The sequence below is a fragment of the Cellulosimicrobium sp. SJTW-1 genome, assembly GCF_047716875.1.
Classification (GTDB): domain Bacteria; phylum Actinomycetota; class Actinomycetes; order Actinomycetales; family Cellulomonadaceae; genus Cellulosimicrobium; species Cellulosimicrobium funkei.
This window is the reverse complement of record NZ_CP136680.1, coordinates 1833751-1854051: the sequence shown is the minus strand read 5'-3', so window position 1 is coordinate 1854051 and position 20301 is coordinate 1833751. Positions and strand designations below refer to the sequence as shown.

Annotated in this window: 21 protein-coding genes and 1 riboswitch; of the genes, 11 read left to right on the top strand and 10 right to left on the bottom strand. The window is 76.0% G+C overall.

All coding sequences use genetic code 11. From position 1 onward, the window contains the following. Positions 1–301: 301 nt before the first annotated feature. Entirely contained in the window at positions 302–2056 is a 1755-nt protein-coding gene (locus RSE42_RS08415; protein ID WP_415298589.1) for a 2-isopropylmalate synthase, read from the bottom strand. A gap of 179 nt (positions 2057–2235) precedes the next feature. Between RSE42_RS08415 and RSE42_RS08410 the strand changes: the two genes are divergently transcribed. Genes RSE42_RS08410 through RSE42_RS08395 form a run of 4 tightly spaced genes read left to right on the top strand, consistent with a single transcriptional unit; the run spans position 2236 to position 5341 of the window. Beyond that, positions 2236–2928: a FadR/GntR family transcriptional regulator gene (locus tag RSE42_RS08410; protein ID WP_415298587.1), complete on the top strand. Its 693-nt coding sequence runs from the start codon at positions 2236–2238 to the stop codon at positions 2926–2928. 26 nt (positions 2929–2954) lie between these two features. Further along, positions 2955–4016, top strand: a complete 1062-nt coding sequence (locus tag RSE42_RS08405) for a quinone oxidoreductase family protein (protein WP_415298585.1) — start codon at positions 2955–2957, stop codon at positions 4014–4016. Next, positions 4013–4294: a hypothetical protein gene (locus RSE42_RS08400; RefSeq protein ID WP_076406572.1), complete on the top strand. Its 282-nt coding sequence runs from the start codon at positions 4013–4015 to the stop codon at positions 4292–4294. Before RSE42_RS08405 ends, RSE42_RS08400 begins: the two co-directional genes overlap by 4 nt. 36 nt (positions 4295–4330) lie before the next feature. Beyond that, complete coding sequence (locus RSE42_RS08395; RefSeq protein ID WP_415298582.1) at positions 4331–5341, top strand: DUF4862 family protein; 1011 nt, start codon at positions 4331–4333, stop codon at positions 5339–5341. A 63-nt stretch (positions 5342–5404) separates the two neighbouring features. Here RSE42_RS08395 and thiD read toward each other — a convergent pair whose 3' ends face one another. Continuing rightward, a complete protein-coding gene (thiD, locus tag RSE42_RS08390; RefSeq protein WP_415298581.1) occupies positions 5405–6376 on the bottom strand; it encodes a bifunctional hydroxymethylpyrimidine kinase/phosphomethylpyrimidine kinase in 972 nt (323 codons plus the stop codon). Continuing rightward, positions 6370–6464: riboswitch (TPP riboswitch) on the bottom strand. Its footprint overlaps the gene before it by 7 nt. Positions 6465–6541: 77 nt before the next feature. On the opposite strand from thiD, the gene RSE42_RS08385 reads away from it, so the two are divergent. Further along, positions 6542–6766 (top strand): hypothetical protein, encoded by a 225-nt coding sequence (locus RSE42_RS08385; RefSeq protein WP_415298579.1) that lies wholly within the window; start codon positions 6542–6544, stop codon positions 6764–6766. Between the two features lie 74 nt (positions 6767–6840). On the opposite strand, the gene RSE42_RS08380 is transcribed toward RSE42_RS08385, so the two are convergent. The 8 genes from RSE42_RS08380 to infC all read right to left on the bottom strand — a co-directional run bounded on the left by RSE42_RS08380 (position 6841) and on the right by infC (position 15084). After that, complete coding sequence (locus RSE42_RS08380) at positions 6841–7725, bottom strand: SDR family oxidoreductase (protein WP_415298577.1); 885 nt, start codon at positions 7723–7725, stop codon at positions 6841–6843. Further along, a complete protein-coding gene (pheT, locus tag RSE42_RS08375; protein WP_415298575.1) occupies positions 7722–10343 on the bottom strand; it encodes a phenylalanine--tRNA ligase subunit beta in 2622 nt (873 codons plus the stop codon). The genes RSE42_RS08380 and pheT overlap by 4 nt, the downstream gene beginning before the upstream one ends. Next, positions 10343–11464, bottom strand: a complete 1122-nt coding sequence (gene pheS / locus RSE42_RS08370) for a phenylalanine--tRNA ligase subunit alpha (protein ID WP_043659018.1) — start codon at positions 11462–11464, stop codon at positions 10343–10345. The genes pheT and pheS overlap by 1 nt, the downstream gene beginning before the upstream one ends. A 285-nt stretch (positions 11465–11749) precedes the next feature. Continuing rightward, positions 11750–12394, bottom strand: a complete 645-nt coding sequence (gene thpR, locus RSE42_RS08365; RefSeq protein WP_186381350.1) for an RNA 2',3'-cyclic phosphodiesterase — start codon at positions 12392–12394, stop codon at positions 11750–11752. Beyond that, on the bottom strand, positions 12391–13269 hold the full coding sequence (locus RSE42_RS08360; RefSeq protein ID WP_415298865.1) for a TrmH family RNA methyltransferase: 879 nt from the start codon (positions 13267–13269) through the stop codon (positions 12391–12393). Before RSE42_RS08360 ends, thpR begins: the two co-directional genes overlap by 4 nt. 68 nt (positions 13270–13337) lie before the next feature. Continuing rightward, on the bottom strand, positions 13338–13724 hold the full coding sequence (gene rplT / locus RSE42_RS08355; protein WP_024840664.1) for a 50S ribosomal protein L20: 387 nt from the start codon (positions 13722–13724) through the stop codon (positions 13338–13340). Positions 13725–13791: 67 nt separating this feature from the next. Beyond that, entirely contained in the window at positions 13792–13986 is a 195-nt protein-coding gene (gene rpmI, locus RSE42_RS08350) for a 50S ribosomal protein L35 (protein WP_034653792.1), read from the bottom strand. Between the two features lie 108 nt (positions 13987–14094). Continuing rightward, on the bottom strand, positions 14095–15084 hold the full coding sequence (infC, locus tag RSE42_RS08345) for a translation initiation factor IF-3 (protein WP_415298863.1): 990 nt from the start codon (positions 15082–15084) through the stop codon (positions 14095–14097). Positions 15085–15516: 432 nt separating this feature from the next. Between infC and RSE42_RS08340 the strand changes: the two genes are divergently transcribed. The 6 genes from RSE42_RS08340 (at position 15517) to RSE42_RS08315 (ending at position 20259) form a co-directional block, all read left to right on the top strand. Beyond that, complete coding sequence (locus RSE42_RS08340) at positions 15517–15981, top strand: Fur family transcriptional regulator (protein ID WP_081600341.1); 465 nt, start codon at positions 15517–15519, stop codon at positions 15979–15981. A gap of 113 nt (positions 15982–16094) precedes the next feature. Beyond that, complete coding sequence (locus tag RSE42_RS08335; protein ID WP_415298571.1) at positions 16095–17609, top strand: catalase; 1515 nt, start codon at positions 16095–16097, stop codon at positions 17607–17609. Between the two features lie 152 nt (positions 17610–17761). Beyond that, a complete protein-coding gene (locus RSE42_RS08330; RefSeq protein ID WP_415298569.1) occupies positions 17762–18124 on the top strand; it encodes a DUF1844 domain-containing protein in 363 nt (120 codons plus the stop codon). Next, positions 18121–18879, top strand: coding sequence for a hypothetical protein (locus RSE42_RS08325; protein ID WP_415298567.1), 759 nt, complete (start codon positions 18121–18123; stop codon positions 18877–18879). Before RSE42_RS08330 ends, RSE42_RS08325 begins: the two co-directional genes overlap by 4 nt. Continuing rightward, on the top strand, positions 18876–19637 hold the full coding sequence (locus RSE42_RS08320; RefSeq protein ID WP_114554266.1) for a S1 family peptidase: 762 nt from the start codon (positions 18876–18878) through the stop codon (positions 19635–19637). Before RSE42_RS08325 ends, RSE42_RS08320 begins: the two co-directional genes overlap by 4 nt. Positions 19638–19731: 94 nt before the next feature. Then, on the top strand, positions 19732–20259 hold the full coding sequence (locus RSE42_RS08315) for a hypothetical protein (protein WP_415298565.1): 528 nt from the start codon (positions 19732–19734) through the stop codon (positions 20257–20259). Positions 20260–20301: the final 42 nt, after the last annotated feature.

Sequence of the window (20301 nt, the reverse complement as noted above, 5' to 3'; positions counted from 1 at the left end):
GGACGGGACGGCCGGACCGGATCGCCCGACCTGATCCCGGTCGTGCGGTGCGGGACAGGACGAGCGGTGGGGTCGGACCGTGCGCGAAGGACGTCAAGGCGCACTCCTTCGACCTCCGCCCGGAAGACCAGGGCGACGGTGCGCCAGTCCGAGCGCACGGTCCGACCCCACCGCGGACCCGACCGTGCGGGCCGTAGATCCCTGCAGACCCGCGGACCCGACCCCGCGGGCCGTAGACCGATGCAGACCCGCGAACCCGACCCCGCGGGCCGTAGACCGATGCAGACCCGCGAACCCGGCCTCAGTCCGCCGCCGCGCAGACCGCGCGGACGGCCGCTCCCAGGACGGACGCGTCACGACCCACGGTCCAGCGCGGGCCGCCGTCGGGGCCGCGGTGCTCGAGGTAGGTCACCGCGGTCGCGTCGCTCCCGCTGCTGACGGACTGCTGGGTGAGCGAGAGGACCTCGACCGGGCGGCCGAGGCGCGCCAGCGCGTCGACGAGGGCGTCGACCGCGCCGGTGCCCGTGCCGGACGCGGCGTCGCGCTCGCCGTCGACCGTGATTTCGAGGTCGAGGTGCTCCGTCCCGCCGTCAGCGCGCCGGCTCGTCCATGCGACGGGCGCGACGGCGCCCGGGCGCGCGTAGGCCGCGTCGAACAGCGCGAGGAGGACGTCGGGCGTCACCTCGGCACCGGTGGCGTCGGCGTGCTCCTGGACGCGGCGCGCGAGGTCCACCTGGAGGCCCCGGGGCAGGTCCAGGCCGTGGACGGACTGCAGCACGTACGCGACGCCGCCCTTCCCGGACTGGCTGTTCACGCGCACGAGGGCCTCGTACGACCTTCCGAGGTCCGCGGGGTCGACCGGCAGGTACGGCACGCGCCACGGCGCGGCCGCGGGGTCGAGGCCGGCCGCCGCGGCGTCGGCCCGGTGCCGCGCCATCCCCTTGCGGATCGCGTCCTGGTGGGTGCCGGAGTAGGCGGTGTGCACCAGGTCGCCCACGTACGGGTGGCGCGGGTGGACGTCGATCCGGTTGCACGCCACGACGACGTCGCGGATCGCGTCGAGGTCGGAGAAGTCGACCATCGGGTCGACGCCCTGCGCGTGCAGGTTGAGGCCCAGCGTCACGAGGTCGACGTTCCCGGTGCGCTCGCCGTTGCCGAACAGGCACCCCTCGACGCGCTGCGCACCCGCGAGGACCGCGAGCTCGGCGCACGCGACGCCGGTGCCCCGGTCGTTGTGCGGGTGGACCGAGAGGATCACGCCCTCGCGCCGCGCGAGGTTCCGGTCCATGTACTCGATCTGGTCGGCGTAGACGTTGGGCGTCGCGACCTCGACCGTGGCGGGGAGGTTGAGGACGACGGGCCGCTCGGGCGTCGCGTCCCAGAGCGTCGTCATGCGGTCGCACACGTCGAGCACGTAGTCGGGCTCGGTGAGGTTGAACACCTCGGGCGAGAACTCGAACCGGACGCGCGGGTCGTCGCCGGCGTGGCGCAGCACCTCGGTCCCGGCGTCGGTGATCAGCCGGGCGAGCTCCTCGCGGTCGCGGCCGAGCACCACGTCGCGCCAGACGGGCGCCGTCGCGGCGTACACGTGGACGACGACCGGGTTGCGCAGCCCGCGCACGGACTCGACCGTGCGCGCGATGAGGTCGGCGCGCGCGGCGGTGAACACGACGACGGTCACGTGCTCGGGCGCGAGGTCGGTCTCGGCGAGCAGGCGCACGAAGTCGAAGTCGGTCTGCGACGCCGACGGGTAGCCCACCTCGATCTCGGTGTACCCCATCGCGACGAGCAGCTCGAAGAAGCGGCGCTTGCGCGCCGGGTCCATCGGTTCCGCGAGCGCCTGGTTGCCGTCGCGCAGGTCGACGGGGACCCACAGCGGCGCCTGGGTGAGCCGGCGGTTCGGCCAGCGGCGGTCGGGCAGGTCGGGCACGTCGACACGGGCGTGGACGTCGGCGTAGCGGGACGACGGCATGGGCGACGGGCGCTGCCGGTTCCACGGCGGCGTGGTCCTGGCGGCGGGGCGGTCCGTGCGGGCGGGCGTGGCGGAGACGGTCATGGCGGTCCTTCGGCTGGAGCCCCGGGGTGGCGGGGCGCGGGACGACCGGCGCACGACGGACCCCCACGGCGGGGGGCCGGTCCGGTCAGACCCGCCGTGGCGCCGAAGGAGGAGCGCCGTCCAGGACATGCGGGGTACGCTAGCGCCGATCAAGTCCTCAGACAACCTGAGAGGTTTCCATGACCGCGCTGCAGCGACGCCCCCTGGCCGACCAGGCCGCCGAGCTCCTGCTCGAACGCGTGCGCTCCGGTGCCTGGCCCCTCGACCACCGGCTGCCCGGGGAGCAGGCGCTCGCCGCCGAGCTCGGCGTGGGCCGATCGACCGTCCGCGAGGCGATCCGCCAGCTCGCGGGCCGCGGCGTCCTCGACAGCAGGCAGGGCTCGGGCGTGTACGTGGTCTCGACGGACACCACCGACGACTGGGACGAGGTGCTGCGCCGCGGCGAGATCGCCGACGTGCTCGAGGTGCGCGCCGCGCTGGAGGCGGAGGCCGCGGGGCTCGCCGCCGCGCGCCGCACGCCCGCGGACCTGCGCACCATGACGACGGCGCTCGCCCGCCGCGGGCAGGTCGCGGCGACGGCGTCGCCCGCCGAGTACGTGGACGCGGACCTCGCGTTCCACCGGGCGGTCGTCGACGCCGCGCACAACGCGGTGCTCGCCGAGCTCTTCGCGACCTTCGTCCCGCGCCTGCGTCGCGCGATGGTCGCCATGGTCGACCTCGACCGGACGGGCACGACGCACCGGGACGACCAGGACGCGCACGAGGCGATCCTCGACGCCGTCCGCGACCGGGACACCGGCCGCGCCGCGGCGGCGGCGCGCGAGCACCTCGCGTCCGTGCACGCGAAGGTCGCCGACCGAGGGCGACCGTGACCGCCGCGCGACCCTAGGCTGAGGCCATGCACGCGATCGTGGCCCGCGCGGCGGGCGGTCCCGAGGTCCTCGACCACACCGAGCTGCCCGACCCGTCGCCGGGCCCGGGGCAGCTCCTCGTCCGCTCCGCGGTGGCGGGCGTGAACTTCATCGACACGTACAAGCGCTCCGGCGTGTACGCGATGGAGTACCCGCACGTCGTCGGGAGCGAGGGGGCCGGGGTCGTCGCCGAGGTGGGCGAGGGGGTAGAGGGGTTCGCCGTCGGCGACCGCGTCGTGTGGACCGAGGCGCCGGGGTCGTACGCGGAGCTCGTCGTGGTGGACGCCGGGCAGGCGCTGCACGTGCCGGACGCCGTCTCGCTCGAGGACGCGACCGCCGTCGCGCTCCAGGGGCTCACGGCGCACTACCTGTGCACGTCGTCGTACCCCGTGCGTCCGGGCGACCGTGTGCTCGTGCACGCGGGCGCGGGCGGCGTCGGGCTGCTCCTGACGCAGATGCTCGTGGCGCGGGGCGCGCACGTGATCTCCACGGTCTCGACCCCCGAGAAGGCGGAGCTGTCCCGCGGCGCGGGCGCCGAGCACGCGATCCAGTACACGGCGTTCGCCGACCTCACCGCCGAGCTGCCGGAGGTCGTGCGCGGGCTCACGGGCGGCGAGGGCGTCGCGGCGGTGTACGACTCGGTCGGCAAGGACACGTTCGACGCGTCGCTCGCGTCGCTGCGCCGCCGCGGCACGCTCGTCCTCTACGGCGGCTCGTCGGGGCAGGTCCCGCCGTTCGACCCGCAGCGCCTCAACGCGGGCGGCTCGCTCTTCCTCACGCGGCCCAAGCTCGCCGACCACACGGCGACGCGCGCCGAGCTCGTCGAGCGCGCGACCGAGGTGCTCGGTGCCGTCGCGGGCGGCACGCTGCACGTGCGCGTCGGCGCGACGTTCCCGCTCGCCGACGCCGCCGACGCCCACCGCGCGCTCGAGGGACGGGCGACCACCGGCAAGGTGCTGCTCCGTCCCGCCGGGGCGGACGACGCTCACGCCACCACGACCGGGACCACGACCGGGACCACGACCGGCACGACGACCGGGACCGCGTGAGCTGGGACTGGGTGCCCCCGCGCCCGGGCGAGGAGGACGGCTCCGACGGCGGCCCCTCCCCCGCGCTGCGCCGCACCGTGACCGTGCTCGCCGTGCTGCTCACCGCGGTGTTCGTCGTCTACTACGTGACCGTGGCGGTGCGCCAGCAGGCGGACGCGTGCGTCGCCGACCGGCCCGCGGGCGTCGCGGTGCAGGACGTCGAGGCACGGTGGCGCTGGGTCCCGCCGGGCTACGCGTGCGAGTACGCCACCGCCGACCAGGACGTCGCCCGCGCCTGACGCGTCCGGCACCCCCACCACGACCGACGAGGACCGATGACCGACCTGCACGACCGCCCCCTGACCCTGCTCGGTGCCTACGCCCTCGCGGGCGTCCCCGACCCGGGCGGCTGGTACGCCGCCCTCGACGAGGACGGCCTCGACGGCCTCGAGCACCCCGTCGACCCGGACGACACGGACGCGCTCGCGACGACCGCGGCCGCGCTCCCGGCGCACTGGGCGCTGCTGCCGACGACGGTCGCCGCGACGGCCCGCCGCGCCACGGCCGACCGCTCCTACGGCCTCGCGTCCGACGACGAGGAGGGTCGGCGCGAGGCGGTCGACGGCGTCGCGCGCGTCCTCGCGGCCGTGACGCGGCTCGCCGAGGCGGAGGGTCGACGACGCGTGGTCGCGGTCGAGCTCCAGTCCGCGCCCGGTCCCGGCCGCGGCTCCGGCGCGGCGCTCGCGCGCAGCCTCACCGAGCTGGCCGCCGTCGCGCCCGCCGGGCTGCCGCTCGTGGTGGAGCACTGCGACGCGCCCCGCCCGTGGGGCGTCGCGGAGAAGGGCTTCCTCGCGCTCGACGACGAGATCGCCGCCGTCGCGCGCGCGGCCCGGGACACCGGCCACCCCCTGCACGTCGGGCTCAACTGGGGCCGGTCCGCCATCGAGGGGCGCAGCGCCGCGACGCCCGTCGAGCACGCGCGGGCGGCCGCCGGCGCCGGCCTCCTCGCGAGCGCGATGCTCTCCGGTGCCGCCGGCCGGCCCGGCCGGTGGGGCGCGCCGTGGGCGGACGCGCACGTGCCGCCCCACGGCCCGGATCCCGCGCTCCCCGGCCCGGACGAGTCGATGCTCGGCCCGGCCGAGGTGCGCGAGTTCCTCGCCGCGGCCGGGCCGGTCCCGCTCGTCGGCGCCAAGGTGACGACGCGGCCCGCGGACGCCCCGCCCGCGCAGCGCCTCGCCGTCGCGCGCGCGACGCTCGCCGTGCTCCGCGACGCGCTGGCCGACCTCGACACCGACCGCGGAGCCGACCGCAGGGCCGACCACGCAGCGAGCGGCCCCACGGCCTGAGTGCGTCCCGCGGCCCGGGCTCGGCACGTCGCAGCAGCCCGGGCTCGCCCGGTCGGCCCGGGCTCAGCCCGGCCGCACGGGCGCCGAGCGGTGCAGGTGGTCCACGGGCCCCCGGCCCGTCCCCACCCGCAGCGCGGCGCCGGCACGCAGCGCGCCCGTGAGCCACTCCTTCGCCTCGCGCGCCGCCTCCTCCCAGCTCGCGCGCTGCGGTCGCAGCGCCGCGAGCGCCGCCGAGAGCGAGCACCCCGTGCCGTGGGTGTGGGGCGTGTCGACGCGCTCGGCGTCGAACGTCGTGACGGTGGCCGCCCCCGGCGCGCGGCCCGTCGTCGGCCCGGGCGCGGGGAGGACGAGCGCGTCGGGCGACGTGCGTCCGGTGAGGTGACCGCCCTTGAGCAGCACGACGGCGTCGCTCGCGGTCGCGTACTGCGTCGCCTGGCGCAGGGCGTCGTCCCACGTCGTCGCGGGCTCCTGCCCGCCGAGGACGCCGAGCTCGGGCAGGTTCGGCGTGACGACGTCGGCGCGCGCCGCGAGGTCGCGCACGGCCTGCTCGGCGCCCGCGTCGAGCAGGCGGTGGCCGGAGGTGGCGACCATCACCGGGTCCAGGACGACCCAGGGCCGCGGAGCACCCGCGGCGGCGCGCGCCGCGGCGAGGTCGTCGAGCCACTCCCCGACGGCGCGGGCGTTCGCCTCGTCCGCGACCATGCCGATCTTCACGGCGTCGACCTCGACGTCGTCGGACACGGCGTCGAGCTGCGCGCGCAGGAACGCCGGCCCGGGGACGTGCACCGACCGCACGCCGTGGGTGTTCTGCGCGACGAGCGCCGTGGTGACGGCCATGCCGTAGGCGCCGTGCGCGCAGAACGCCTTGAGGTCGGCCTGGATCCCGGCGCCGCCGGTCGGGTCGGTCCCCGCGACGGAGAGGACGCGGGGGCGGGACGGTGCCGGGTCGGGCCGACGGCCCGGGTCGGGCCGGCGGTCACGGTCCGCGAGAGCGGAGGCCGGGTCGGAGGTGTGCCGAGGCAGGGCGAGCGTCATCGCGCGGACATCCCTTCGCTGGTACGAGCCAGATCAGGTTCGACGGGTCTCATCTCAGCCCCGGTGCGGGGCACCCCGTGTCGCGGGCCATGCTACGCGGCGACCCGTGCGCTTTTCACCCGCCCCGACGCGTGAGACGACGCGCGTGCGCGCGTCTTTCCGGGTATGACGCAGCACGTCGCCCCCGCGACCCGCCCCTTCCTGCCGGACGCGCCCGTCCCGGTCCAGGTGCCCGCCCTCTGCACGACGTACGACCGAGACGGTCGGCGGGTCGTGCTCACGGGCGTCGTCACGCACGACGCAGGCGGGCTCGTGGCGTTCGAGTACGAGCACCCCGAGCGGGGCCTGTGGCACGTGTGGGTCGACCGGGACACGTGCGTCCCGCTGTGACCCGGTGCCCGGACGCACGGACGCCGCCCGACCGGGGGGGGTCGGGCGGCGTCGGCCGTGCGGGGTGCGTGCGCTCAGCGGGCGGGGAGCTCTCCCGGCATCGGGTCGTCGGAGCCCCAGCGCGTGACGCGCAGCCGACGGCCGTCGGGACCGGGCAGCGCGACGCCCGCGCGGGCGGCCTCCTGGGCGGCCGCGCGGAGCGACCCGGGCGAGTCGTGCGTCACGCGCACGAACGACCCCGAGAACGCGTCGAGCTCGCCGCGGGCGATCGCGACGACCATCTCGACCGTGCGCTCGACGGGCGTCCACTCCGTGCGGCCCTCGTGCATGACCATGGACGCCGTCATGTCGGTCTGCACGACGCCCGGCGACACCTCGAAGGTCCGCAGGCCGAGCGCGTGGCCCGAGCGGTGGAGGTTCGCCCCGAGGCGCAGGAGCGCCGTCTTGCTCGCGTTGTACGCGCTCGCTCCGTCCATGTCGTGGGAGCCCGCGCCGCTGTTGAGGTCGACGACGCGGCCGCCGCCGCGCGCGAGCATCCCGGGGACGACGGCGCGCGCGAGCAGGAACGGCCCGCGCACGTTGGTCTCCAGGACGGCCCACCACTCGTCGGGGTCCGCCTCCCAGAGCGGCACCTCGGCGTCGACCCGGCCCGCGTTGTTGACGAGCAGGTCCACGCTCCCGAGCGTGGCCTCGGCCTCGCGGACGGCCGCGGCCACCGCCGCGGCGTCGGTCACGTCCGCCGTGACGACGACGGCACGGCCCGCGCCGTCGAGCGCGGCGATCTCGTCGGCCACCCCGGCGAGCCGGCCCGCGTCGCGCGCGAGGAGCGTGACGTCGAGACCGGACGCGGCGAGCCCGACGGCGACCGCGCGGCCGATGCCGCGCGACGCCCCGGTGACGAGCGCGGTGCGCGCGGGCGCCACGTCCGGCGTCGTGCCCTCCCCCGGTGCGCCGCTCATGCGCGCAGCTCCGCCCCGACGCGCTCCCGCGCGGCGGCCACGGCGCCCTCCCGGACCCGCGCGACGTCGTCGGCGGTGAGGGTGCGGTCCGCGGCGCGCAGCCGCAGCGAGAACGCGAGCGACTTGCGCCCGGCGCCCACCTGCTCGCCCGTGAAGACGTCGAACAGCGCGACCTCCTCGGCGAGCTCGCCGGCGCCCTCGACGAGCGCGGCCCGCAGCGCCTCGGCCGGCACGTCGGCGGCGACGACGAACGCGAGGTCCTCCTTCGCCGCCGGGAACCCGGAGACCGGGGTCGCCTGGACGGGCTCGTCGGACGCGCCCGCGACGAGCGCCGACAGGTCGAGCTCGAACGCCACGGAGCGGGCGGGCAGGCCGACGTTCTCGAGCACCTTGGGGTGCAGCTCGCCCGCGTGCCCGACGACCGTCCCGTCGGCGAGCTCGAGGCGCGCGCAGCGGCCCGGGTGGAAGGGTGCCCGCGCGGTGTCCGCGACCACGCGCACGGCGTCGTCCCCCCGCAGGCCGGCGCGGTCCGCGACCAGGCGCGCCGCGTCGAGCGCGTCCGTCCAGTCCGCCGGCCGGCCGGAGCCCCACCAGCCCGCCCGCTCGCGACGACCGACCAGGACGCCCGCGACGTGGCGCGGCTGCGCCGGGAGCGCGGCCTCGATCGCGGCGAGGTCGTCGTCGGAGGGACGCACCCCGCCGGGCAGCGACGGCGCGGCCGGGGCGCCCGGGCGCGGGTGCGTCACGAGCCCGACCTCGAACACGGCGACGTCCCCGAGCCCGCGGCCCACGTTGCGGCGCGTGGTCTCCAGGAGCGTGCTCAGCACGTCCGTGCGCATCAGGGGACGGTCGTCGGCCAGCGGGTTGAGCAGGCGCAGCGCCCGGCGGCGCTCGTCGTCCGCGGGGATCCGCAGCGCGTCGAGCTCGCCCTCGCCGACGAACGGGTAGCTCAGCGTCTCGACGAAGCCGTGCTCGGCGAGCGCGCGAGCGACCGAGCGGCGCACGCGCTGCTCGCGCGTGAGCCCGCGGCCGCCGGGCGCCGCGGGGAGCACCGACGGGATCTCGTCGTACCCGACGAGGCGCGCGACCTCCTCGACCAGCTCGGCCGGCTCGGTGAGGTCGGGGCGCCACGACGGCGGGGTCACGACGACGACGCCCGTCGCGGCGGCGTCGTCCGCGTCGACCGTGCACCCGATCGCCCCGAGCGTCCCGACGACCTGCTCGAGCGTGTAGGGCACGCCGACGAGGCGCTCGGCCTCGCCGACGGGCAGGTGGATCGGGGCGGGCGCGGTCACGCGGTCGAGGTCGCTGACGGCCGGGTCGGCGGTCCCGCCGCCCAGCTCGACGAGCAGGTCGACGACGCGCTGCGCCGCGACCGCGGGCAGCAGCGGGTCCACGCCGCGCTCGAACCGCTTCGCGGCCTCGCTCGACAGCTTGTGGCGGCGCGACGTGCGCGCGACCGTCACGGGGTCGAAGTGGGCGGCCTCGACGAGCACCGCCGTCGTCTCCGGCCCGACCTCCGACGAGGCACCGCCCATGACGCCGGCGAGACCCAGCACGCGCGCGCCGCGCGCACCGTCGGGGCTGTCGGTGATGAGCAGGTCCTCCGGGTCGAGCGCGCGGTCCACGTCGTCGAGCGTCGTGAGCCGCTCGCCCGGGGCGGCGCGCCGCACCACGACGGGGGCCGCGACCTTCTCGAGGTCGTACGCGTGCAGCGGCTGCCCGAGGTCGAGCATGACGTAGTTCGTCACGTCGACCGCGAGCGAGATGGGCCGCATGCCCGACGCCGTGAGGCGGCGCTGCATCCACGCGGGCGTCTGCGCCGCGGGGTCGAGCCCGCGCACGACGCGCGTGACGAATCGGTCGCACCCGACGACGCCGTGGACCGGCGCCGCGTCGTCGACCTCGACGGGGAAGCCGTCGGGCGTCGCCGCGGGCGGGGGCGTGGGCAGGGAGCCGGGCAGGCCCGGGTCCGTGAAGCGCGCGCCCGTCGAGTGCGAGAACTCGCGCGCGACGCCGCGGTAGGAGAACGCGTACCCGCGGTCGGGCGTCACGTTGATCTCGAGCACCTCGTCGCCGAGCCCGAGCAGCGCGACCGCGTTCTGCCCCGGGGTGAGGTCCTCGGCTGCGTACCCGAGCCGCGGCAGCACGATGATGCCGTCGTGGTCCTCGCCGAGGCCGAGCTCGCGCTGCGAGCAGATCATGCCGTCGGACACGTGCCCGTACGTCTTGCGGCTCGCGATGGGGAACGGACCGGGCAGGACGGAGCCCGGCAGCGCGACCACGACGAGGTCGCCCGGCGCGAAGTTGTGCGCGCCGCACACGATGCCGCGCGCACCGCCCGCCGGCATGTCGGCCGGCTCGACGCCCTTGATCTCGGCGGCGTTGTGCTCCGGCCCGACGTCGACCAGGCACCAGTTGATCGTCTTGCCGTTCTTCTGCGGCTCGGGCGTCATCTCCAGGACGCGCCCGACGACGAGGGGACCCGTCACGGCCGCGCCGTGGATCGCCTCCTCCTCCAGGCCGACGCGGACGAGGTCGGCGGCGAGCCGCTCGGCGGTGAGCCCCGCGGGCAGCTCGACGTGGTCGCCCAGCCAGTCGATGGCGACGTACGGCATCAGATCTCCGTTCCGAACTGGGCGGAGAAGCGCACGTCGCCCTCCACCATGTCGTGCATGTCCGCGATCCCGTGGCGCAGCATGAGCGTCCGCTCGATGCCCATCCCGAACGCGAAGCCCGAGTACTCGTCGGGGTCCACTCCGACGGACCGCAGCACGTTCGGGTTGACCATGCCGCAGCCACCCCACTCGATCCAGCCCGGTCCGCCCTTCTTCTGGGGGAACCACAGGTCCATCTCGGCGCTCGGCTCGGTGAACGGGAAGTACGCGGGCCGCAGGCGCGTGCGCGCGTCCGGGCCGAACATCGCGCGCGCGAACGCGTCGAGCGTGCCGAGCAGGTGCGCCATGGTGAGGCCCTTGTCGATCGCCAGGCCCTCGACCTGGTGGAAGACGGGCGTGTGCGTCGCGTCGAGCGCGTCCGTGCGGAACGTCTTGCCCGGGCACGCCACGTACAGCGGCACGCCGCGCTCGAGCAGCGAGCGGGCCTGGACCGGCGACGTGTGGGTGCGCAGCACGAGGTTCGACGGCTCCGCGCCGTCCTCGCCGTCCGGGCCGGCGACGTAGAACGTGTCCTGCATCTGGCGCGCGGGGTGGTCCACGCCGAAGTTCAGGGCGTCGAAGTTGAACCACTCCGCCTCGACCTCGGGGCCCTCCGCGATCTCCCAGCCCATGCCGACGAAGAAGTCCGCGACGCGCTCCTGCAGCGTCTCGAGCGGGTGCCGCGCGCCCGCGGGGACGCGGTCCACGGGCAGCGTGACGTCCACGGCCTCCTCGACGAGGACGCGCTCGTCACGCTCGGCCTCGAGCTCGGCCTGGCGCGCGGCGAGGGCCTGGTTGAGCCGGCCGCGCAGCGGGCCGAGGAGCTTGCCCGCGGTCTTCTTGTCCGCGGGGGCGAGCGACCCGATCTGGCGGTTCGCGAGCGCGAGCGGGCTGCGGTCGCCCGCGTGCTCGGTGCGCACGCGCTTGAGCGCGTCGAGGTCGCCGGCCGCGGCGACGGCGGCGAGCGCGGCGTCGAGCGCGCGCTGCAGCGCGTCGGCGTCGAGCGGGGAGGGGGCGGAGGGGGTGTCCGGTCCGCCGTCGCCCGCGTGGGGGGTGACGACGTCGGCGTCAGGGCTGGACATGCGTGCCTTCCTGGCGAGGGCGGGACTGCGGGGAGCGGACGACGGCCGGCGTCGACCCGCGGCACGCGCCGCTCGGGGCGGGGCGTGCGGGGCGCGCACGTGCGCGCGTCGCCGTCATTCTAGGGCGCCCGTCCGGGCCAGGACCGTCCCGCCACGAGGCGGGCGGGGAGCACGCGTCAGTCGCGCGGGCCCGTGACGGGCCCGGGAAATCGACGACCACCGCGCAGGCTCATGCGCCCCATCCTCGCACAGGCCGGTCCGGGCGGACCTGGACGACGGCGGCGCTCACCGCGCGGCGGGCCCGAGCGGCAGGGTCCGCAGCGTCCGGTGCACCGGGTGCCCGGACGCGTCGCCGAGGTCGGACTCGACGAGGTGCAGGGCGTCGGCCGTCCACCCCGGGCCGGCGTACACGGCGAGGGCCGCGGCGGGCGCGGCGAGCGGGTCGCCCGCGGTGCGGTCGGGCCGGGTCGCACCGCGACCGCGCGCCCGGCGGTTCGCCTGGCGCGCCCCGGCCGCGGCCCGCGCGACGGTGAGGTGCGCGCGCTGCCGGGGACGGCGGTCCACCCGGACGCCGGCGTCGCCCGCCGCCTCGGCGACCGCGGCGCTCAGCGCGCGCAGGGCGTCGGCACCGTCCCCGCCGACGCCGACCCACAGGACGCGGCGGTCGAACACGCCCGCGCCCCGGAGCCGGAGGTCGAGCGGCACGGCCTCGTGCGCGACCGGCTCGAGCGCCGCCGCGAGGTCGGGGACCGCCCCCTCGGGCACGTCGCCGAAGAACGACACCGTGAGGTGCCACAGCTCGGGGGACGTCCAGCGGACGAGCGGTGCGCCGTCGGGCCGGCGCGCCTCCTGGGCGTGCGCGTCCGCGAGGGCGAGCGCGAGGTGGTCGAGCGCCGCGGCGCTCGGGTAGAGCGCGGCGAACAGTCTCACGCGCCGCCCTCCGGGTCGGCGCCCGGGCCTCGGGCGGGCCGGTGCGCGCGGCTGGAGGCGTAGAGGCAGACCGTCGCCGCCGTCGCGAGGTTCAGGGACTCGGCCCGGCCGCGGATCGGCACTCGCACGACGGCGTCGGCCAGCGCGCGGTCCTCCGGGGGCAGCCCCCACGCCTCGTTCCCGAAGACCCATGCGGTCGGCGCGGCGAGGTCGACCGGGCGCTCCGTACCGGCGCCCGCGGCGCCGGCCACGTCGAGCAGGTCGTCGAGGTCGAGGTCCCCCGCGCCGTCGGCGGCGAGGACCGCGAGCCCCGCGCCGCGCAGCGCGGCGACGGCCTCGGCCAGGCTCACGCCCGTGACGACCGGGAGGTGGAAGAGCGACCCGGCCGTCGAGCGCACGACCTTCGGGTTGTGCACGTCGACGCTCTCGTCGGCGAGCACGACGGCGTCGGCCCCGGCGGCGTCCGCCGCGCGGACCACGGTCCCCGCGTTGCCCGGGTCCCGGACCGTCGCGAGCACCGCGACGAGCGCCGGGCGGTCGCGCCGCGCGAGCGTCGCGACGACGTCCTGCAGCCGCGGCGCGTCCGCACGCACGACGGCGAGCACGCCCTGCGCGTCGGCGCTCATCGCCGCCAGCACCTCGGGCGTCGCGCCGTGCACGTGCAGCCCGGTCGCGCGCGCGTCGGCGACGATCTCCGGGTGCCGGTCCGCCGCGGCGGGCGTGACGTAGACGTCACGGACCCGGTCGGGGGCGTGCCGGACCGCCTCGCGGACGCCCTGCGGGCCCTCCACGAGGAGCTGTCCGTGCCGTGAACGCGCCGGACGCCCGGCCAGCGCACGGACCGCCTTGACCCGGTCGCTGCGAGGGTTCGTCAGCGTAGGGTCGAGCGGGCCGGGCGCCGGACGGGCGTCCGTGGCCGACGGGCGGCCGGGCGAGGCGCTGGTCAGGCTGCGGCCTTGGGCGCGTTGACGTCCTCGGGGAGCGCGTCCTTCGCGACCTGGACGAGCGCGTTGAACGCCGCCACGTCGTTGACCGCGAGCTCCGCGAGCAGGCGACGGTCGACCTCGACACCCGCGGCCTTGAGGCCCTGGATGAGGCGGTTGTACGTCAGGCCCTGGGCGCGCGACGCAGCGTTGATGCGCTGGATCCACAGCTTGCGGAAGTCGCCCTTGCGCGCCTTGCGGTCACGGTAGGAGTAGACGAGGGAGTGGGTGACCTGCTCCTTCGCCTTGCGGTAGAGGCGCGAGCGCTGGCCGCGGTAGCCGCTGGCGCGCTCGAGGGTCGTACGGCGCTTCTTCTGGGCGTTGACCGCCCGCTTCACGCGTGCCACGTGATGCTCCTTGCAGTTCGGGGCTCAGGGGTGAGCCGGTCGGTGGCGGGTCCCGCCACCTGCCGGGTCACTTGCCGAGCAGCTTCTTGATGGACTTGACGTCGGCGGGCGAGACCACCTGGTCGGCAGCGAGGCGGCGCTTGCGCTTGGTCGCCTTGTGCTCGAGGTAGTGACGGGCGTTGGTCTGCTCGCGCATGACCTTCCCGGAACCCGTGATGCGGAAGCGCTTCTTGGCACCCGAGTGCGTCTTGTTCTTCGGCATGACTGCCGTCTCTCCTTGTGTCCGGTCAGCCACCTCGCGGTGGCCGACGTGTTCGGGTCCGGGCCGGTGGGCCCGGACCCCGAGCAGGGTCCGTCCGTGGTGCCGGTGTCAGCCGGCCTTGCCGCGCGGCGTCGGCTTGGGTGCCGGCTTGGGAGCGGGGCGCGGGGCGCCCGGCTTCGGCGCGGCGGGCCGGGGTGCTGCGGGCTTCGCGCCGTCCGACGACGCGGGCGAGGCCGCGGGCGTCGGGCGCGGCGCCGCCGGCTTCGAGTCCGCGGCCGGTCGAGCCGCCGGACGCGGGGCAGGCGCCGAGCGCGGAGCCGGAGCCGACCGCGGGGCCGGAGCCGACCGCGGGGCCGGAGCGGAGCGCGGGGCCGGAGCGGAGCGCGGGGCCGGAGCGGCCTGCGCCGGAGCCTCGGCCGGGGCGGGCTCCTCGGCCGGGGCGGGGGCCGAGGCGGCAGCCTCGACCGCGTCCGTGGTCTCCGTCGCCTCGACCGCGTCGGTGGCCTCGACGGTCTGCGTCTCGACCGCCTCGGTCTCGTCCGCGTCGTCGCCCGAGCGCGCCGCGGCGCGCTGGGCGGACTTGGTGAGACGCGGCTCGGCCTCCTGCGCGCGCTTGCGCTGCTCGCTCTTGGCGTCGGCCTTCTTCTTCACCGGACCGAGCACCATGGTCATGTTGCGCCCGTCCTGCTTCGGCATGGACTCCACGAAGCCGAGCTCCGCGACGTCGTCCGCGAGGCGCTGGAGCAGGCGGACACCCATCTCGGGGCGCGACTGCTCACGGCCGCGGAACATGATCATGACCTTGACCTTGTCGCCCGCCGCGAGGAAGCGCTCGACGTGGCCCTTCTTGGTGCCGTAGTCGTGCGGGTCGATCTTCAGGCGGAAACGGATCTCCTTGAGGACCGTGTTCGCCTGGTTGCGCCGCGCCTCACGCGCCTTCATGTCGGACTCGTACTTGAACTTGCCGAAGTCCATGAGCTTGGCGACGGGGGGCCGGGCGTCCGGGGCGACCTCGACGAGGTCGAGGTCCGCGTCCTGGGCAAGGCTCAGGGCAACCTCGGTGCGGACGACGCCGACCTGCTCCCCGCCGGGACCGATGAGTCGGACCTCGGGGACGCGGATCCGATCGTTGATGCGAGGCTCGCTGATGTGATGCTCCTAGGAAGTCGTCGGTAGACCGCCCGGACACGAAGAAGGCCTCCGTCCCTGGCGCAGGGCGGAGGCCATCAGGTCGGGACGTCACGCGAACGCGACGACCACGGCGGAACGGTCCCCGAGGGGCTCGCTCCGGACCAGGACCCGGCCTCTGTCGCGACGTGAGTCGGCGGTCGAAGCCCGGGTGGGATGTCATCCACTTGCGCACCCGCACGTCTTCCGCACCACCCGGAACCGGGAGGTGCGGACACGAACGGGTCGGTCAGCTGTCAAGGATAGCAGAGCGGGCGTGCAGGGCGAGCCGACCGCACGCGCAGACATCTGATCCGATCCATCAATGGAACTCTTCCAGAATAGGGGGGTACAGTGGGAGCCATGACCACAGGAGCGACGTCGACCGCAGGCACCGGCCTCGAGGACGGGCCCCGCCGCGCACGCCACGAGAGCGAGCTGCGCGACCACGGCCTGCGCGTCACCGCCGCACGCCTCGCCGTGCTCGACGCCGTCGAGGTGCAGCAGCACGCGGACGCCGACGACGTGCTGCGCGCCGCGCGCACGGCGCTCGGCTCCGTCTCCGTCCAGGCCGTCTACGACGTCCTGCACACGCTCACCGACAAGGGGCTCGTGCGCCGCATCGAGCCGGCCGGGCACCCGGCCCGCTACGAGCGCCGGCTCGGTGACAACCACCACCACGTGGTGTGCCGGGGCTGCGGCGCCGTCGCCGACGTGGACTGCACCGTGGGCCACGCCCCGTGCCTCACCCCCAGCAGCACCGCGGGGTTCCGGATCGACACCGCCGAGGTGACGTTCTGGGGACTCTGCCCGGACTGCGCCGACTGACCCCGCACCACCCGCTCCGGGGCCTCGTGCCCCCGGAGCGCGTCCGTTTTATCACGGATGCACTGTTTGAGAACGCCAGACGAGCCGTACCCGCGGCTCACGGAAGGAGACCCATGACCGCCCCCTTCACCACCACGAACGCCGGCGCCCCCGTCGCCTCGGACGCCCACTCGCAGTCCGTCGGCGCCGACGGCCCGATCGTCCTGCACGACCACTACCTCGTCGAGAAGCTCGCCCAGTTCAACCGCGAGCGCGTCCCGGAGCGCGTCGTGCACGCCAAGGGCGGCGGTGCGTTCGGCACGTTCACCGTGACCCAGGACGTCAGCGCGTACACCCGCGCGGCGCTGTTCCAGCCCGGCACGACGACCGAGATGCTCGCGCGCTTCTCCTCCGTCGCCGGCGAGCAGGGCTCGCCCGACACCTGGCGCGACCCCCGCGGCTTCGCGCTGAAGTTCTACACGACCGAGGGCAACTACGACCTCGTCGGCAACAACACGCCCGTGTTCTTCCTGCGCGACGGCATCAAGTTCCCCGACTTCATCCGGTCGCAGAAGCGCCTGCCGGGCTCGAACCTGCGCGACAACGACATGCAGTGGGACTTCTGGTCGCTCTCCCCCGAGTCGGCGCACCAGGTGACCTGGCTCATGGGCGACCGCGGCCTCCCGTCGAGCTGGCGCCACATGGACGGGTTCGGCTCGCACACCTACCAGTGGATCAACGCGGCGGGCGAGCGGTTCTGGGTCAAGTACCACTTCAAGACCCAGCAGGGCATCAAGAACCTCACGGCGGACGAGGCCTCGCAGCTCGCCGGGTCGGACTCGGACCACCACATCCGCGACCTGTACGAGCACATCGAGGGGGGCGACTTCCCGCGCTGGACGCTCTCGGTCCAGGTCATGCCGTACGAGGACGCCAAGACCTACCGGTTCAACCCGTTCGACCTCACGAAGGTGTGGCCGCACGCCGACTACCCGCTGATCGAGGTGGGCGTCATGGAGCTGAACCGCAACCCGGAGAACTACTTCGCGCAGATCGAGCAGGCGACGTTCGCGCCGAGCAACTTCGTCCCGGGCATCGCGACGAGCCCGGACAAGATGCTCCTCGCGCGCATCTTCTCCTACGCCGACGCCCACCGGTACCGCGTGGGCACGAACCACGCCCAGCTCCCGGTGAACGCGCCGCACGCCGCGGCCGAGGCCGGTCACTCGTACGCGAAGGACGGGTCGATGCGCTACTCGTTCTCGTCGGCGACCACGCCGGTGTACGCGCCGAACAGCCGGGGCGGCGCGCACGCCGACCCGACCCGCGCGGCGGAGTCCGCCGGCTGGGAGGCCGACGGCGAGCTGACGCGCAGCGCCGCGACGCTGCACCCGGAGGACGACGACTACGGCCAGGCGGGCACGCTCTACCGCGAGGTCTTCGACGACGCGGCCCGCGCGCGCTTCCTCGAGACGATCACGGGCCACGTCGGCGCCGTGCGCAGCGAGGACATCCGCGAGCGCGCCGTGCAGTACTGGACGTACGTCGACGCGAACCTGGGTCGCGAGCTGCGTGCGGCCCTCGCCGCCGCGGACGCCCCGCTCGAGGGCGGCCAGCCCGGGACGGCCGCGGAGCCGGTCCGCGTCTGAGCCGTCGTGGCCGCCCTGCGGGGCGGTCGCACCCCGTCGGCCGTCGCCCCTCGCCGGGGGCGGCGGCCGACGTCGTCCCCGGCCCGGGGCGTCGGCCGTCCTTCCCGCGCACCGGGCCACCGCTCCCCCCGCCGGATGGAAAGATGGTCGCCATGAGTACCGAGAACGCCGCCGTGCCCGACCCCACCACCGACGCGGTGCGCGACATCGCCGACGTGGCCGCCGTGGAGGTCATCACGTCCGCGGCCGTCCACCTCATGAGCGCCGCCGCCGTCAAGTGCGGTCTCGCCGAGGACGCGCAGGAGCAGGGCCACCTCGACCTGGACGAGGCGCGCAAGCTCATCAACGCGCTCGCCGCGCTCGTCACGGCGAGCGCCCCCGACATCGGCAACCAGCACGCCCGCTCGCTCCGCGACGGGCTGCGCTCGCTCCAGCTGGCCTTCCGCGAGGCGTCGGTCTACCCGGACGCCCCGGGCGACGGGCCGGGCGAGAAGTACACGGGCGCCGTGAGTTGAGCACGCCCCCGGTCCCGCCCCCGCACGGCGGTCCCGCGGGCCCGCCGCACCCGCCCGAGAGCGTGCCGCGGGGCACCCCGGCCGACGCGGTCCCGACGGCCCGACCGGGCGCCGTCGGGGCGCCGTCGTTCGCGCCCGCGGCGGCCGGCCCCGGGGGTGCCGCACCCGCGGCAGCGTCCGCCACGGCGACCGCGCCGCACGACGACACGCCGGCGGCCGGCGATGGCGCGGCGGCCCGGCCGCGACGACGTCGCGGGGCCGTGGTCGCGATCGTCGTGCTCGCGCTGGCCCTCGCCGCGGCGCTGGGCGTCGGCGCGTACCTGTGGCTCACCACGACGCGCTGGCAGGAGACGAGCGCCGGGTGGGAGGCGCAGGCGCGCGAGCTCGGGCAGGACGTCGCGCAGCTGCGCACCGAGCTCGACGGCGCGAACGCGGAGCTCGAGTCCGCGCGCACCCAGCTCACCGCCGCCCAGGACCGCATCAGCGACCTCGCCAACGAGAAGGCCCAGCTGGGCGACGAGAACGAGGCGTCCCAGCAGTACCTGGACTACCAGAGCCGGGTCTCGGACGCCGCGGGCAAGGTCGCGGCCGCGCTCGGGCAGTGCACGACGGCGCAGACGCAGCTCATCGGGTACCTCAACAACCGGGACGCCTACGACCCCGCGGACATCGACCGGTTCGCGGACCAGGTCGGGGTGCTCTGCCAGGAGGCCACCGACGCGAACGCCCAGCTCCAGCAGGAGCTCGCCGGATGACGCGCCGCCCGTCCCGGCGCGCGGCGGTGCGCGTCCTCGGCTCGCTGCTCGGGCTGTCGCTCGCGGGCGGCTCGCTCGGCGCGTGCGGCGTCCTGCCGGAGCTCCCCGAGCCGGTGCCGGGCTCGGTCGTGCCGTCGCTCGTGGCGCCCGACGACCCGGCCGGCTCGGAGAACCTCTCCCCCGACGGGTTCGACGCCGTCCAGCGCATGGCCGTGAGAATCCGCAACGTGCGGTGCGACGGCCTGTCCACCGGGTCGGGGTTCGCCGTCGACTCCCGGACCCTCATCACCAACAAGCACGTGGTCGACTCGTCGCGCTCGCTCCAGCTCCTCACCTACGACGGGCGCGACATCGCCGCCCAGACGGCGAGCGTGGCCGGCCTGGCGGACCTCGCGATCGTCCGGACCGCGGAGGACCTCCCGTCCGCCCCGACCCTCGCCGCCGCCGACCCGGCGCCCGGCGACGCGGTGACGGTCGTCGGGTACCCCGAGGGCGGGCGGCTCACCGTGACGCAGGGGTCGGTCATCGGCACGACGACGGACCCGCTGCACGAGAACCTCGGCGAGGTGCTCGTCACCGACGCCCCCGTCGAGCCCGGCAGCTCCGGGTCCGCCGCGCTCAACGAGGCGGGCGAGGTGATCGGCGTGGTCTACGCGAAGACGTCGACGGAGAAGTCGCTCCTCGTGCCCGTGAGCACCCTCCAGACGATGCTCGGCGACGAGTCCGCGTTCACGGCCCTCCCGGAGTGCGACGCCTGACCCGTCCCGGCGTCCACGCACCGACGGCCTCGACGGCGAGGCGGTGCGCGCGGTTCCCGCGCGCACCGGGGGCCCCAGGTCTACCCTTCGTGCCATGAGCACACACGCGAGCTCGGACACGCCCCCCGTCGACCCGGCGCACATCACCCACGCGGCACGCGACACGCTCACCGTGCGTCGCGTCTTCGGGGAGTCGTACGAGCGGGACGGCACGCTCGTCATCCCCGTCGCGACGGTCTGGGGCGGCACGGGTTCGGGCTGGGGGTCCGGCACGGGCGAGCTCTCCGGAAAGGGAGCCGCGGACTGGCGGCGTCGCGTCGGCGCGGCGGCCGCGCGCGGGGCGGACGCCGGTCCGGACGACGCCACCGCGGACGGCGGCTCGACGTCCGACCCGGGCTCCGGCAACGCCGGGGGCGAGGCGGGCGGCGAGGGCTCGGGCGGTGGCGGCGGGTTCGGGGTGCGCGTCGTCGCGAAGGGCGTCTACGTCGTCGACGACGCGGGCGTGCGCTGGCAGCCCGCCCTCGACCTCAACCGCGTGATCCTCGGCGGGCAGGCCCTGGGCGCGGTCGTGGCGTTCTCGGCCGCGCTCGCGTGGGGCCTCAGCCGCCTGCGCCGGCGCTGAGCCCGGGCAGCGCTGCCCGCCGATCCGTTTCGGCCGGCGCGT